Annotated in this window: 12 protein-coding genes; 2 read left to right on the top strand and 10 right to left on the bottom strand. The window is 68.1% G+C overall.

All coding sequences use genetic code 11. From position 1 onward, the window contains the following. Positions 1 to 28: 28 nt before the first annotated feature. Entirely contained in the window at positions 29 to 838 is an 810-nt protein-coding gene (locus tag C662_RS12210) for an inositol monophosphatase family protein (protein ID WP_002929423.1), read from the bottom strand. 50 nt (positions 839 to 888) lie between these two features. Here C662_RS12210 and C662_RS12205 point away from each other — a divergent pair, with 50 nt between their 5' ends. Both C662_RS12205 and pap read left to right on the top strand, forming a co-directional pair. Next, positions 889 to 1,611 (top strand): 16S rRNA (uracil(1498)-N(3))-methyltransferase, encoded by a 723-nt coding sequence (locus C662_RS12205; RefSeq protein ID WP_002929422.1) that lies wholly within the window; start codon positions 889 to 891, stop codon positions 1,609 to 1,611. Between the two features lie 62 nt (positions 1,612 to 1,673). After that, complete coding sequence (gene pap / locus C662_RS12200) at positions 1,674 to 3,155, top strand: polyphosphate:AMP phosphotransferase (RefSeq protein ID WP_002929421.1); 1,482 nt, start codon at positions 1,674 to 1,676, stop codon at positions 3,153 to 3,155. 19 nt (positions 3,156 to 3,174) lie between these two features. On the opposite strand, the gene C662_RS12195 is transcribed toward pap, so the two are convergent. The 9 genes from C662_RS12195 to paaK form a co-directional block, all read right to left on the bottom strand. After that, positions 3,175 to 5,832 carry a bifunctional acetate--CoA ligase family protein/GNAT family N-acetyltransferase gene (locus C662_RS12195; RefSeq protein WP_002929420.1) on the bottom strand — a complete coding sequence of 886 codons (2,658 nt, stop codon included), beginning with the start codon at positions 5,830 to 5,832 and terminating at the stop codon, positions 3,175 to 3,177. A gap of 236 nt (positions 5,833 to 6,068) precedes the next feature. Further along, entirely contained in the window at positions 6,069 to 7,166 is a 1,098-nt protein-coding gene (locus C662_RS12190; protein WP_002929418.1) for a 2Fe-2S iron-sulfur cluster-binding protein, read from the bottom strand. An 18-nt stretch (positions 7,167 to 7,184) separates the two neighbouring features. Further along, positions 7,185 to 7,691 carry a 1,2-phenylacetyl-CoA epoxidase subunit PaaD gene (gene paaD / locus C662_RS12185; RefSeq protein ID WP_002929413.1) on the bottom strand — a complete coding sequence of 169 codons (507 nt, stop codon included), beginning with the start codon at positions 7,689 to 7,691 and terminating at the stop codon, positions 7,185 to 7,187. An 11-nt stretch (positions 7,692 to 7,702) separates the two neighbouring features. Next, positions 7,703 to 8,488, bottom strand: a complete 786-nt coding sequence (paaC, locus tag C662_RS12180; protein WP_002929411.1) for a 1,2-phenylacetyl-CoA epoxidase subunit PaaC — start codon at positions 8,486 to 8,488, stop codon at positions 7,703 to 7,705. After that, positions 8,488 to 8,784, bottom strand: a complete 297-nt coding sequence (paaB, locus tag C662_RS12175) for a 1,2-phenylacetyl-CoA epoxidase subunit PaaB (protein ID WP_002929410.1) — start codon at positions 8,782 to 8,784, stop codon at positions 8,488 to 8,490. Before paaB ends, paaC begins: the two co-directional genes overlap by 1 nt. After that, complete coding sequence (paaA, locus tag C662_RS12170) at positions 8,781 to 9,785, bottom strand: 1,2-phenylacetyl-CoA epoxidase subunit PaaA (protein WP_002929409.1); 1,005 nt, start codon at positions 9,783 to 9,785, stop codon at positions 8,781 to 8,783. The genes paaB and paaA overlap by 4 nt, the downstream gene beginning before the upstream one ends. A gap of 107 nt (positions 9,786 to 9,892) precedes the next feature. Next, on the bottom strand, positions 9,893 to 10,678 hold the full coding sequence (locus C662_RS12165) for an enoyl-CoA hydratase/isomerase family protein (protein ID WP_037984552.1): 786 nt from the start codon (positions 10,676 to 10,678) through the stop codon (positions 9,893 to 9,895). Between the two features lie 16 nt (positions 10,679 to 10,694). Then, complete coding sequence (gene pcaF / locus C662_RS12160; RefSeq protein WP_002929407.1) at positions 10,695 to 11,915, bottom strand: 3-oxoadipyl-CoA thiolase; 1,221 nt, start codon at positions 11,913 to 11,915, stop codon at positions 10,695 to 10,697. 10 nt (positions 11,916 to 11,925) lie between these two features. Next, positions 11,926 to 13,251 (bottom strand): phenylacetate--CoA ligase PaaK, encoded by a 1,326-nt coding sequence (gene paaK / locus C662_RS12155; RefSeq protein ID WP_002929406.1) that lies wholly within the window; start codon positions 13,249 to 13,251, stop codon positions 11,926 to 11,928. Positions 13,252 to 13,257 lie beyond the last annotated feature (6 nt).

Below are 13,257 nucleotides of genomic sequence, written 5' to 3'. Positions count from 1 at the left end.
GCGGGTGCGTGCAGAGGAGCGGGGGCGCTCAGGAGCGTCCCTTCACCCACGCCGACCACTCGGTGAATAGCGAGGGCGTGACCGCTGCGATCACGCCGCGCTTGATGGCCGGGCCGGCCATGAGTTCGCCACCGTCGAGCGCTTCGGCCTGGCCGCCGGCCTCGGCGAGGATGAGGCGGCCAGCGGCGTAGTCCCACAGCATCTGTCCGCCGTGCAGATAGACATCGAGCCGGCCGGCGGCGACGAAGCACCATTCGAGCGCGCTCGAGCCGAAGTTGCGCTGCGAGTAATAAGGCGGGCGCACCGCGAGTTCGTCGCCCAAGTGGTGGCTGATGCGCTTGAAGTCCACGCCGGCGACGGCATCGCGCAGGCTGGCCGCACCGCCGCGCAGTGGCAGCTCTGCGCCGTTGAGGAAGGCGCCCGCGCCGCGTGCGGCGTAGAAGGATTCGTCGGTGATCGGGTTGTACACCACGCCGATCACCGGCTGATGGTCGATCAGGTAGGCGATCGAAACCGCGAACAGCGGGATGCCGTTGGCGAAGTTGGTGGTGCCGTCGATCGGGTCGATGCACCACAGGCCGCGAGCGCCCTCGTTCCACAGGTGGGCCTGCTCGGCCGCGGTCATTTCCTCGCCTAGCACCGCGCCGGGCAGCAGCTTGGGCAGCTCTTCGCTGAAGCGGCGCTGGGACTCGACGTCGGCCTCGGTAAACAGCGAGCCGTCTGCCTTGCGGTTGCGTGCTGACTTGAGATAACGGGGCAGGATTTCCTCGCGTGCCACCTCGCGCACCATCGATTCGAGGGCGCGGGCGCGGGACAGGCGTATGGCTGCAGTGGGCATGCGGAACTCCTTGCGCTCGGGGGAGCGATGCTCGGGCCTATAATTTTACGATGATTTCACGATTCCACTTTGATGGTCGCCTCCCGGACGGTGGCGAGGTCGCCCTGCCGGAGGCGCTGGCACACCACGCGGTGCGTGTTCTGCGGCTGCCGGACGGGGCTGGTCTGGTGCTTTTCGACGGCCATGGCGGCGAGGTCGATGCCGAGCTGGTGGTGCGCGGCAAGGCCGCGTTCGCGCGTCTCGGGGCGCGGCGCGACATCGAGCGCGAGTCGCCGCTGCAGGTGGTGCTGGTGCAGGCCCTGGCCACGGGCGACAAGATGGACTGGGTGGTGCAGAAGGCGGTCGAGCTCGGCGTCGCCGCTGTCCAGCCGGTGCAGGCTGAGCGCTCGGTGTTGCGCCTGGCCGGCGAGCGCGCGGACAAGCGGCTGGCGCATTGGCAGCAGGTCGCGGTGTCGGCCTGCGAGCAGTGCGGTCGCAACCGCATTCCCCAGCTGCGGCCGATGCAGCCGGTGCTGCAATGGCTCGCCGCGAACAGGGCGGCGACCAACTACGTGCTGGCCCCGGGTGGGCGGGTGGGGCTTGCGCAAGAGCCGCCGCCCGCGGGGCCGGTTCACCTGCTTGTCGGTCCCGAGGGGGGGTGGAGCGAGGGCGAACTGGCTGCTTTCGATGCTGCTGGCTGCCGGCGCATCGTGCTCGGCCCCCGCGTACTGCGCACCGAGACCGCAGGTCTGGCGGCGCTGGCGGTGCTGCAGGCGCGCTGGGGCGACTACTGAACGGATCGGCAGGTCCGCACAGCGCCCGCGGCGCGACAACGAAGATCGAAGGGGGAGGGGGAATGTTCGAATCTGCAGAGCTTGGCCATAGCACCGACAAGGACACCTACCGCCAGGCGGTGCCGGCATTGCGTGCAGAGCTGCTCGATGCGCAGCTGGACCTGCTCGAACTCAGGCAGTTCGCCGTCGTCGTCCTCGTCAATGGCGTCGACAAGGCCGGCAAGGGTGAGACGGTGAACCTGCTCAACGAGTGGATGGATCCGCGCCACATCCAGACCTGGGCGTTTGACGCGCCGAGCGCGGAGGAGTCGGAGCGCCCCTACATGTGGCGCTTCTGGCGGGCGCTGCCGCCGCGCGGAAAGATCGCCGTCATGTTCGGCAACTGGTATACCCAGCCCATCTTCGAGCGCGTCGACCGGACCTCGAAGAAGGCCGAGCTCGACAAGCGCCTCGACGACATCCGCCGTTTCGAGTCGATGCTCGCGCAAGAGGGCGTGCTGCTGATCAAGTTCTGGTTCCATCTGCCGCGGGACGCACAGAAGGCGCGCCTGAAGGCGCTCGAGAAGGATCCGCGCACGCGCTGGCGGGTGACCGAGCGCGACTGGCGCTACTACAACCTTTACGAGCGCTACCGGGAGGTGGCGGGGCATGTGTTGCGGACGACGAGCACGGCTGCGGCGCCCTGGCTGATCGTGGATGGCTCGGACGCCAACTACCGCGCCCTGTTCGTCGGCCGCACGCTGTTGTCGGCGCTGCGCCGCCGGCTCGATGCCGCATCCCAGCACTGGACGCCGCGGCTGTCGGTCGCGCCGCTGCCGCCGCGCGTCGATGGGCTCAATGTGCTCGACGCGCTCGTGCGCCAGGACATGAAACGCAAGGACTACGACGACCAGCTCGAGCGCCTGCAGGGGCGACTTGCCCTGCTGTCGCGCTCGCCGGCGTTTCGCACGCGCGCGCTGGTGCTGGTGTTCGAAGGCATGGATGCGGCGGGCAAGGGCGGCGCGATCCGCCGCGTGGTCGGCGCGCTCGATGCGCGCCAGTACCGCGTCATCCCGGTCGCGGCGCCGACCGACGAAGAAAGCGCTCAGCCCTACTTGTGGCGCTTCTGGCGCCACCTGCCGCGGCGCGGCAAAGTGGTCGTATTCGACCGCTCCTGGTATGGCCGTGTGCTGGTCGAGCGCGTCGAGGGCTTCTGTTCCGAGGCCGACTGGATGCGTGCCTACGCCGAGATCAACGACTTCGAGGACGAACTGGCGAGTGCCGGCGCGGTTGTCGTCAAGTTCTGGCTTGCGATCAGCAAGGACGAGCAACTCGCCCGCTTCAAGGAGCGTGAATCCGAGCCGCACAAGCACTTCAAGATCACCGAGGAGGACTGGCGCAACCGCGACAAGTGGGACGAGTACAGCCGTGCGGTGTGCGACATGGTCGATCGCACCAGCACCGAGTACGCGCCGTGGACCCTGGTCGAGGCTGACGACAAGCATTTCGCCCGCATCAAGGTGCTGCGCACGATCTGCGAACGCCTCGAGGCAGCACTCGGCTGAGGCTGCGGCGCGGGAGCGCTCACTTGCCGTGCAGCGCCTTGACGACCCGCCGCAGCGCGCTCTCCTCGGGGTGGGGCTGGACCAGGAAGCCGAGGCCGTGCATCAGGCGCAGCATCTTCGGGTTGTTGCCGAGCACGTCGCCGAAGATGCTGCGATAGCCCTTGGCGCGGGCGACTTCGATGAGCGCCCCCATGAGTCGGCGGCCGAGGCCGAAGCGCTGCCAGCCGTCGGCGACGACGAGGGCGAACTCGACCGACTCGCCATCGGCAGCGAGCGCATAGCGCGCGCTGCCGATCATCTGCTCGGTACCCGCGTCGTCGGGCGTCGTGGCGATCAGTGCCATCTCGCGGTCGTAGTCGATCTGCGTGAAGCGCGCGACCATCGCCGGGCTGAGTTCGTCCAGCTCCTCCATGAAGCGCATGTAGCGGGTCTCGGCGCTCAGGCCGTTGAAGAAGGCCAGCAGCAGCCCGGCGTCTTCCGGGCGTATCGGGCGGGTGCGCACGGCGCGGCCGTCGCCGACCTTCCAGTCCTGGACGAGGTGCAGCGGATAGGGATGGATCGCCATGTGGGCATAGCGGTCGCTGCCGGCAGGCAGGCCCTGGTCGATGACGACGCGCGCGTCCGCCGCCACTGCACCCTCAGCGTCGATGATGAGCGGGCCGATCTCCAGTTCGCGCACCCAGGGCAATTCGCACACCAGGTCGGACACCGATACCAGCACCTGCTCGACGGCGGCGCGGTTGAGCGTGCCCGCAGGGCTGCGGGGGCCGCGCGGCGCAGTCGGCATAGCCGTGTCGATGAGGTCGCGCGCCAGCACCGGGTTGAGCGGCGGCAGCGCAAAGGTGCGTGGCGCCGAGGCGTCCTCTGGCCCGAGACTGATCACCGGGCCGAAGATGGCGTCGCGTACGACCTGGATGCTGAACTCGCGGGCGCGCGGCCGGTACAGGTAGGGCTCGATCGCTACGCCCGTGATGTGCGCCTCGGGGTGGCGCAGGCGGACCGCATCGACGATGTCGTGGTAGGCGCTCCACACCGATTCGGCGGTGTTGATGTTGAGGCGTACGCCGCCCGACTCCGACTTGCTGGCAAGCTCGGCAGCGTCGACCTTCATCGCCACCGGGAAGCCGACCTGCTCGGCGACGAACAGGGCCTGGGTGGCATCGTGGGCGACCGTGGTGGGCGTGACCGCGATGCCGTAGCTGCGTAGCAGGGCCTTGGACTCCATCGCCGACAGGGTGTGGCGGCGCTGGTTGAGCAAGGTTTCGATCAGCACGCGTGCCCCGCCGCTGCGACGGTAGGCCGCCGCGCCGCCGCCCGCGGTCTGCAGCAGCAGTGTCTGGCTGTGATGGAAGCGGGAGATGTCGTGGAACAACTCGACCGCGGCCTCAGGGGCGCTGAATACCGGGATGCCGGCCTGTTCGAGCAGGCTGCGCGCCTCGGCCACCTGGCCGCCGCCCATCCAGCAGCAGCACAGCTTGAGCCGCAGCTGCGCCGAGAGGTCGATGATCTCCTGGGCGACTTCGACCGGCTCCACGAGGGCATGCGGCGACAGGATCACCAGCAGGTTGGTCACTGCGGCGTCCTCGGCGAGTGCCAGGATGGCGTCGCGATAGCGTTGCGGACTCGCGTCGCCGCCGAGGTCGAGCGGGTTGTGGCTGCGGCGCTCGCGTCCGCCCAGGCGCTCGAGTGCCGCGATGGTGGGCGAGCCGAGATTGACCAGGGTGGTGCCGAGGTCCTTGGCGCGGTCGGCGGCGAGGTCGGCCGGGCCGCTGCCGTTGGAGACGATGGCGAGGCTGTCCTCGCGCGGACGGAAGCCGCAGGAGAGCGCCTTGGTGGCGAAGAACAATTGGTCGAGATTGTTGACCCGTACCACCCCCGCACGGCGCATGGCCGCGTCGAAAACCACGTCGGCGAGTCCACCGTGTGCAGCTGCGGTCGTGTCGTTCTCGTCCGCGCCGTGACGGCCCGCCTTGAGCACGATGATCGGCTTGATGCGTGCCGCCGAGCGCAGTGCGCTCATGAAGTGGCGGGCATTACGGACGTGGTCGACGTAGAGCAGGATGTAGCGTGTCTGCGGGTCGTGGGTCAGGTATTCGAGGGTCTCGCCGAAGTCGATGTCCACGGTGCCGCCGAGCGAGATCACCGACGAGAAGCCCACGCCCTGTGTGGAGGCCCAGTCCAGCACGACCGAGCACAGTGCGCCCGACTGCGACACCAGGGCGATTTCGCCCGGCTTGACCGCGATGCGGGTGAGCGCGGCGTTGAGCCCGCTGCCCGGGCGGGCGATACCCAGGCTGCCGGGTCCGAGCAGGCGCAAGCCGCTTTCACGCGCGGTCTCGATGATGCGGCGCTCGAGTGTGCGCCCGGTGGCGCCGACGATGATGGCATTGCGCACACCGCTGCGCCCGCACTGGGCAGTGACGTTGTGCAGCATGCGCGCGGGCGTGGCAATGATGGCGAGGTCGACCGGGCGGCCGATGTCCTCGATCGAGCGATGGCAGGGGTGGTCCTGGATGCGCTCGTACTTCGGGTTCACCGCGTGCAGCGTGCCGCGGTAGCCGCCCTCGACCAGGTTGCGGAAGATGATGCGGCCGACCGAGCCGGGTGAGTCCGAAGCGCCGATGACGGCGATCGACGCCGGTTCGAAGGCGGTGCTCAGGGCGTGGTGGCTGGACATGGCGGTGGGCGCAGAGGTGGCTAGAGCTTAAGTGATACCAGATAAATTGATTTTCTTTGTTGATGTGTATCAGTAAGCGTCCGCTGGCGCCTCGCCGCGAAAACGCCAACGGCCGTCGAGACGGCCGTTGCAAGGGTACGGATGCGGGCAGGGCAGTTGCCGCGATTGCCTTCAACCGCTCGCGGCTCGGCCCGCTCCCACGGCGCCAGCCGCGGGCCCTTGGCCGCACCGCGCGCTCAGCGTTCGTCGAAGCTGATCTTGAGCCGCTTGGTCGTCGCCCGTGCCTGACAGCTGAGCACGAAGCCCTGTGCCACTTCGGCCGCCTCGAGGGTGAAGTTCTTGTCCATCACCACCTCGCCCTCCTGCACCTTGGCACGGCAGGTGCAGCACACGCCCGCCTTGCACGAGAACGGCAGGTCTAGGCCGGCGTTGAGCGCGGCGTCGAGCAGGTGGTCGTCCGGGCCGATGGCGATCTCGTGTTCCTTGCCGTCGAGCACCAAGGTCATGGTGATGTCCTTGGTTGCGGCGGCGGCGGCTTCGGCGCTGCTCGATGCGCCGACGGGCTGGGCGCCGGCGGGCAGGTTGACAGTGAAGCGCTCGGTGCGGATACGGTCTGCCGGCACGCCGGCCTCGACCAGAGCCGATTCGGTGGCCGTGATCATCTCATCGGGGCCGCAGATGAAGACTTCGTCCATGCTGCCCACGGGGAGCAGGGCGCCGATGATGGCGCGCACCTTGTCACCGTCGATGCGGCCTTGCAGCAGGTCGACCTCCTGGGCCTGACGCGATAGCACATGGATCATCGTCAAGCGGTCACGGTAGCGGTCCTTGAGGTCCTGCAGCTCCTCGTTGAACATCACCGTGGACATGCGGCGGTTGCCGTAGATGAGCGTGAACTTGGCGTCCGGCTGCTCCTCGAGCGTGGTCGCGGCGATCGACAGGATCGGGGTGATGCCCGAGCCGGCGGCAAAGCCAACGCGGTGCAGTGCGCGCTTCTTCCTGACCACGAAGCGTCCATCGGGCGGCATTACCTGAAGGGTGTCGCCGGCCTTGATCGCACGCGTGGCCCAGTTCGAGAACAGGCCGCCCTCGACCGGGCGGATGCCGATCTCGAGTTCGCCATCGCGGGCGAGGCGGCTGCGTGGGCTGCTGATCGAGTAGTTGCGGCGTACGTCCTGGCCGTCGATGGTGGCGCGCAGGGTGAGGAACTGGCCCGGCTCGAAGGTGAAGCGTTCGCGCTCGGCAGGCGGGATGTCGAACGTGATTGCCACCGCGCCGGCGGCCTCTGGGCTCACGCGCTTGACGGCGAGTTCTTGGAAACGGAGTGCTGACATGGCGTTTGGGCTCCGGCTTTAATAGGGTTTGAAGTAGTCGAAGGGCTCCTGGCAGTCGAGGCACTTGTACAGTGCCTTGCACGCCGTCGACCCGTACTGGGAGGTGACCGTGGTGTGGATGGAGCCGCAGCGCGGGCAGGCTACGGGCTCGGCCTGCACGCGGCGCACGAAGTGCACCACGCTGACGTCGCCGCCGCTGCCGCAGGTGCGGTGGGGCGGGGCGATGCCGTAGGCGCGCAGCTTTTCCTTGGCCTCGTCGCTCATCCAGTCGGTAGTCCAGGCCGGCGCGAGCTGGGTGATCACCCGCGCTGCGATGCCGGCCTGGTCCAGGCTTGCGCGCACGTCGTCCTCGATCTGGCCCATGGCCGGGCAGCCGCTGTAGGTCGGCGTGATGACCACCTCGATGCCCGCGTCGGTCTCGCGCACCTCGCGCAGGATGCCCAGCTCGCGCAGGGTCACCACCGGGATCTCGGGATCGGTGAGGTGCTCGAGGGTGGCCCAGACTTTTTCGATCGTGCTGCTCATGGCTTGCCGCCTTACCAGGTTGCGCCGGGGTGGGCGCGCGCCAGGCCCTGCATCTCGCCCAGCAGGTAGCTCAGGTGCTCGGAGTGGCGGCCGTGCTTGCCCTCGGGGATGTAACCGCGCACCTCGGGTCGCTTCAGCGTGGCCTCGGCGAGGGTGTCGGCGACGATGGCGTCCCAGGCGGCACGCAGGGTGCGCACGTCGACTGCGGCACCGGAGGCGATGGCGGCGTCTTCCACTGCGCTCGGCGTCCAGAACTCCTCGGTGTAGCGGAACAGGTGGTCGAGCGCAGCCTGGGCACGGGCATGCGACTCTTCGGTGCCGTCGCCGAACTTCACCAGCCAGTCGGCGGCGTGGTGCAGGTGGTAGCGTGCCTCCTTGAGCGACTTGGCGGCGATGGCGGCGAGGTCGCTGTCGGGCGACTTCTGCAGCGCATCCCACACCAGCACCATCAGCGCGCTGTAGAGGAAGTTGCGCACGATGGTGGTGGCGTAGTCGCGGTCTGCGGCCGCGTAGCCGACCAGGGCACCGTGGTTGGGCAGCTCGACCAGCGTGTAGTTCAGGAAGTCCTTGTCATCGCGGAAGTAGGCCAGGGCGTCCTCGGTGGCGCCGTTGCCCATGCGCGCCGCGGCGAGCTGGTAGAGCAGGCGGGCCTGGCCGATGAGGTCGAGGCTGACGTTGGCGAGCGCGAGGTCCTCTTCCAGGATGGGGCCGTGGCCACACCATTCGGCGTCGCGCTGGCCGAGCACCACGGCGTTGTCGGCCAGGTGCAGCAGGTATTCGACGGGTGCCTTGCTCATCACATGTGCCCCACTTCTTCAGGAATTTCGTAGAAGGTCGGGTGGCGGTAGATCTTGTCCGCAGCCGGGTCGAAGAGCTCGCCCTTGTCGTCCGGGTTGCTGGCGGTGATCGCGGCCGAAGGCACGACCCAGATGCTCACGCCCTCCTGGCGGCGGGTGTAGACGTCGCGCGCCATGTGCAGGGCCTGGGCGGCGTCGGCTGCGTGCAGGCTGCCACAGTGCTTGTGCTCGAGACCCTGCTTGCTGCGGACGAAGACTTCCCAGAGCGGCCAATCCTTGAGTGCGGGGGTGTTCATGCTGCCTCCTTTTGTGCGCGTTCTTGTTGCTTGCGTGCATGGGCCATGGCCGCGTCGCGGACCCACTGGCCGTCCTTGTGTGCCTTGACGCGGGTGGCCAGGCGTTCCTTGTTGCAGGGGCCGTTGCCCTCGACGGTGTTCCAGAATTCCTGCCAGTCGATCTGGCCGTAGTCGTAGTGGCCGCGCGCCTCGTTCCACTTGAGGTCGGGGTCGGGCAGGGTGACGCCCAGCACCTTGGCCTGCGGCACGGTGGCGTCGATGAACTTCTGGCGCAGGTCGTCGTTGCTGATGCGCTTGATGCCCCAGCGCATGCCCTGTGCGCTGTGCGCACTGTCGGCGTCGGGCGGCCCGAACATGGCCAGGCACTTCCACCAGTAGCGGTTGACTGCGTCCTGCACCATCTCGCGCTGTGCCTCGGTGCCCTTCATCATCACCAGCAGGGCCTCGTAGCCCTGGCGCTGGTGGAAGGATTCCTCCTTGCACACGCGGATCATGGCGCGCGAGTAGGGGCCGTAGGAGCAGCGGCAGAGCGGGATCTGGTTCATGATCGCAGCGCCGTCGACCAGCCAGCCGATGACGCCCACGTCGGCCCAGTTCAGGGTCGGATAGTTGAAGATCGAGCTGTACTTGGCACGGCCCGAGAGCAGGCCGTCGATCATTTCGTCGCGGCTGGTGCCAAGCGTTTCGGCGGCGGAGTAAAGGTAGAGGCCGTGGCCGCCCTCGTCCTGCACCTTGGCGATCAGGATCGCCTTGCGCTTGAGGCTGGGCGCGCGCGAGATCCAGTTGCCCTCGGGCAGCATGCCGACGACCTCGCTGTGGGCATGCTGACTGATCTGGCGCACCAGGGTCTTGCGGTAGGCGTCCGGCATCCAGTCCTGCGGCTCGATGCGGCCGTCGGCGTCGATGCGGGCCTCGAACGCGGCTTCCTGCTCGCTCTGCCCTGCGACGACGGCGAGCTTCTTCCCGGACTCATCCGGTATGTCCATTGCCTGGGTGTACATGTGTTTCCTCCTAGCAAACACCGCGCCGGAGAATGCCGGTGCGGAACGCGGGACGTGTGGCCCGCCCTTTCCTCAGTGGTCCGCTGCGCTCCGGGCGCGGCGGGGGTTCATGCCATCCATGCGGGCTGGCGCTTCTCGAAGAAGGCTGCGAAGCCCTCGCGCGCCTCTGCGGTGGCGCGCTGGCGGGCAATGCGGGTCGCGGTTTCCTCGCCGACCTCGGGGTCGATCGGACGCCCGTTGATCGCCGCGATCAGCTGTTTGGCTGCGAGCTGGGCCTGCGGGCCGCAGGCCAGCAGGGCCTGGACCAGGCGGTCCACGGCAGCGTCGAGTTCATCCACGGCAACGACCTCGCTGACCAGTCCCATTGCTTTGGCCTCCGCTGCACCGAAGCGTTCGGCGCTCTGGAAGTAGCGCAGCGCGTGGCGCGGGCCGATGGCGCGCAGTACGTACGGGCTGATGACCGCGGGGATGATGCCGAACTTGACCTCGGAGGTCGCAAAGCTGGCGTCGGCCGCGGCAATCGCCATGTCGCAGGCCGCGGTCAGGCCGGTGCCGCCGCCAAGTGCGGCGCCCTGTACGCGGGCGATTGTCGGTTTCGACATGCTTGCCAGCGTATGCAGCATGGCGGCGAACTTGCGCGAATCGGCGAGGTTGTCGGCTTCGCTGCTGTCGGCGGCGCGGCGCATCCAGTTCAGGTCTGCACCCGCCGAGAAGTGCTTGCCACGGCCGGCGAGCACGACCACGCGCACGCCAGCGTCGGCGTCGAGCGCCGTGCAGGCAGCGGCGAGTTCGGCGATGAGCTGCTCGTCGAAGGCGTTGAATACCTCAGGGCGATCCATCCAGACGGTGGCGACGGCGCCGCAGCGTTCTATGGCGAGAGTGTCGTAGGTCATGGCCATGTCCTGTGCTTCAGACGCGCTCGATGATCATCGCGATCCCCTGGCCGACACCGATGCACATGGTGCACAGCGCGTAACGGCCATTGCGGCGCTTCAGCTCGTAGGCCGCGGTGGTGACCAGGCGCGCGCCGCTCATGCCGAGCGGGTGGCCCATGGCGATCGCGCCGCCGTTGGGGTTCACGCGCGCCTCGTCGTCGGCGAGGCCGAGGTCGCGGACCACGGCGAGCGCCTGTGCGGCGAAGGCTTCGTTGAGTTCGATGACATCCATCTGGTCGAGGGTGAGGCCGGCCTTGGCCAGCACCTTGCGCACCGCGGGCGCCGGGCCGAAGCCCATGATGCGCGGCGGCACGCCGGCAGTGGCCATGGCGACGACGCGCGCGCGCGGGGTGAGGCCGTGCGCCGCGGCGGCGGCTTCGGAGGCCAGCAGCACTGCGCACGCGCCATCATTGACGCCCGAGGCGTTGCCGGCGGTGACGCTGAGTTCGGGACCGTTGACGCCCTTGAGCTTGGCCAGCATCTCGAGCGTGGTGTCGGGGCGCGGATGCTCATCGGTGTTGAACACGATCGGTTCGCCCTTCTTGCGCGGGATCTCTACCGGTACCAGCTCGTCCGCGAAACGGCCGGCGGCGTGGGCGGCGGCCCAGCGCTGTTGCGAGCGCAGCGCGAAGGCGTCCTGGTCGGCGCGCGAGATGTCGAACTCGGCGGCGACATTGTCCGCGGTCTGCGGCATCGAGTGCGTGTCGTACAGCTTCTTCATCATCGGGTTGATGAAGCGCCAGCCGATGGTGGTGTCGTAGATCGCGGCCTGGCGCGAGAACGCGCTTTCGGCCTTGCCCATCACGAAGGGCGCGCGCGACATGCTCTCGACGCCGCCAGCGATCATCAGCGCGGTCTCGCCCGACTTGATCGAGCGCGCGGCCAGGCCGATGGCGTCCATGCCGGAGCCGCACAGGCGGTTGACCGTGGTGCCGGGGACCTCGATCGGCAGCCCGGCGAGCAGGCCGGACATGCGTGCGACGTTGCGGTTGTCCTCGCCGGCCTGGTTGGCGCAGCCGTAGATGATGTCCTCCACCGCAGCCCAGTCGACCTGCGGGTTACGGGTCATCAGGGCCTTGAGCGGCACGGCACCGAGATCGTCGGCGCGCACTGCTGCGAGCGTGCCGCCGTAGCGGCCGATCGGGGTGCGAATGGCGTCGCAGATGAAGGCTTGGGGCGTTGAGGCTTGTGTCATCGTGCGCTCCTCAGAGCTGCTTCGGGCGCTGGTCGATGACGCGGCGGGCCTTGCCGGTCAGCGTGCGCGGAATGGTGTCGAACTCCATCACGCTCACCTTGGTGGTGATGCCGATGATGGTCTTGATGTGGGACTGCAGTTCGCGCGCGATCAGCTCGGTGTCGTTGCGGCTGAGCGCTCCCGACAACTCGCGCTGGACTTCGCAGCGCACCTCGACGTTGTCCATGTGACCGTCGCGGGTGAGCACGATCTGGTAATTGCCGGACAGGCGCTTGTCGCGCAGGATCTGCTCCTCGATCTGGGTCGGGAACACGTTCACACCGCGCACGATCAGCATGTCGTCCGAGCGCCCGGTGATCTTGCCGATACGGCGGAACGAACGTGCAGTCGGCGGCAGCAGGCGGGTGAGGTCGCGGGTGCGGTAGCGGATGACCGGGAAGGCTTCCTTGGTGAGCGAGGTGAACACGAGCTCGCCTTCCTCGCCGTCGGGCAGCACCTCGCCGGTGTCGGGGTCGATGATCTCGGGGTAGAAATGATCTTCCCAGATCACCGGGCCGTCCTTGGTCTCGATGCACTCGCAGGCCACGCCCGGTCCCATGACTTCGGTGAGGCCGTAGATGTCGATGGCGTCGATGCCGAGCTTGCGCTCGATCTCGGCACGCATGCCTTCACCCCAGGGCTCGGCGCCGAAGATGCCGACCTTGAGCGAGATCTCCTCGGGCTTGATGTTGAGGCGCTCGAACTCCTCTGCGATCACCAGCGAGTACGACGGCGTGACCATGATCGCGTCGGGGCGGAAATCGACGATCTGTTGCACCTGTTTCTCGGTCTGCCCGCCCGACATCGGCACCACGGTGCAGCCCAGGCGCTCGATGCCGTAGTGGGCGCCGAGCCCGCCCGTGAACATGCCGTAGCCATAGGCGTTGTGCACCATGTCGCCGGCGCGCACGCCGGCGGCGCGCAGCGAACGGGCGACGACGTCGGCCCAGTTGTCGAGGTCGTTGCGGGTATAGCCGACCACCACCGACTTGCCGGTGGTGCCGCTCGAGGCATGCAGGCGCAGTACCTTGTCGCGCGGCACGGCGAACAGGCCGAAGGGGTAGTTGTCGCGCAGGTCCGTCTTGGTCATGAACGGGAATCTGGCGAGGTCGGCGAGCGACTTGAGGTCGTCGGGGTGCACGCCCTTTTCTTGGCAGCGTGTGCGGTAGGCTGCGACGTTGTCGTAGGTGTGGCGCACCGACCACTGCAGGCGCTGCAGTTGCAGGGCGGAGATCTCGTCACGGCTGGCGGTCTCGATCGGGTCGAGTTCGCCGGGCTGGGGGCGCTTCACGGTCATGATGTT

Source organism: Thauera sp. 28, from assembly GCF_000310145.2.
Taxonomy (GTDB): Bacteria; Pseudomonadota; Gammaproteobacteria; order Burkholderiales; family Rhodocyclaceae; genus Thauera; species Thauera mechernichensis.
The sequence above is the reverse complement of the archived record's forward strand: the minus strand, read 5'-3'. Positions and strand labels throughout refer to the sequence as shown.

Bases quoted from the DNA above. Each gene is read 5' to 3' on its own strand.
- C662_RS12205 (WP_002929422.1), top strand. From the start codon at position 889: ATGATTTCACGATTCCACTTTGATGGTCGCCTCCCGGACGGTGGCGAG.
- pcaF (WP_002929407.1), bottom strand. From the start codon at position 11,915: ATGACACAAGCCTCAACGCCCCAAGCCTTCATCTGCGACGCCATTCGC.
- paaB (WP_002929410.1), bottom strand. From the start codon at position 8,784: ATGAACACCCCCGCACTCAAGGATTGGCCGCTCTGGGAAGTCTTCGTC.
- paaD (WP_002929413.1), bottom strand. From the start codon at position 7,691: ATGAGCAGCACGATCGAAAAAGTCTGGGCCACCCTCGAGCACCTCACC.
- pap (WP_002929421.1), top strand. From the start codon at position 1,674: ATGTTCGAATCTGCAGAGCTTGGCCATAGCACCGACAAGGACACCTAC.
- paaC (WP_002929411.1), bottom strand. From the start codon at position 8,488: ATGAGCAAGGCACCCGTCGAATACCTGCTGCACCTGGCCGACAACGCC.
- C662_RS12190 (WP_002929418.1), bottom strand. From the start codon at position 7,166: ATGTCAGCACTCCGTTTCCAAGAACTCGCCGTCAAGCGCGTGAGCCCA.
- paaK (WP_002929406.1), bottom strand. From the start codon at position 13,251: ATGACCGTGAAGCGCCCCCAGCCCGGCGAACTCGACCCGATCGAGACC.
- C662_RS12210 (WP_002929423.1), bottom strand. From the start codon at position 838: ATGCCCACTGCAGCCATACGCCTGTCCCGCGCCCGCGCCCTCGAATCG.
- C662_RS12165 (WP_037984552.1), bottom strand. From the start codon at position 10,678: ATGACCTACGACACTCTCGCCATAGAACGCTGCGGCGCCGTCGCCACC.
- paaA (WP_002929409.1), bottom strand. From the start codon at position 9,785: ATGTACACCCAGGCAATGGACATACCGGATGAGTCCGGGAAGAAGCTC.
- C662_RS12195 (WP_002929420.1), bottom strand. From the start codon at position 5,832: ATGTCCAGCCACCACGCCCTGAGCACCGCCTTCGAACCGGCGTCGATC.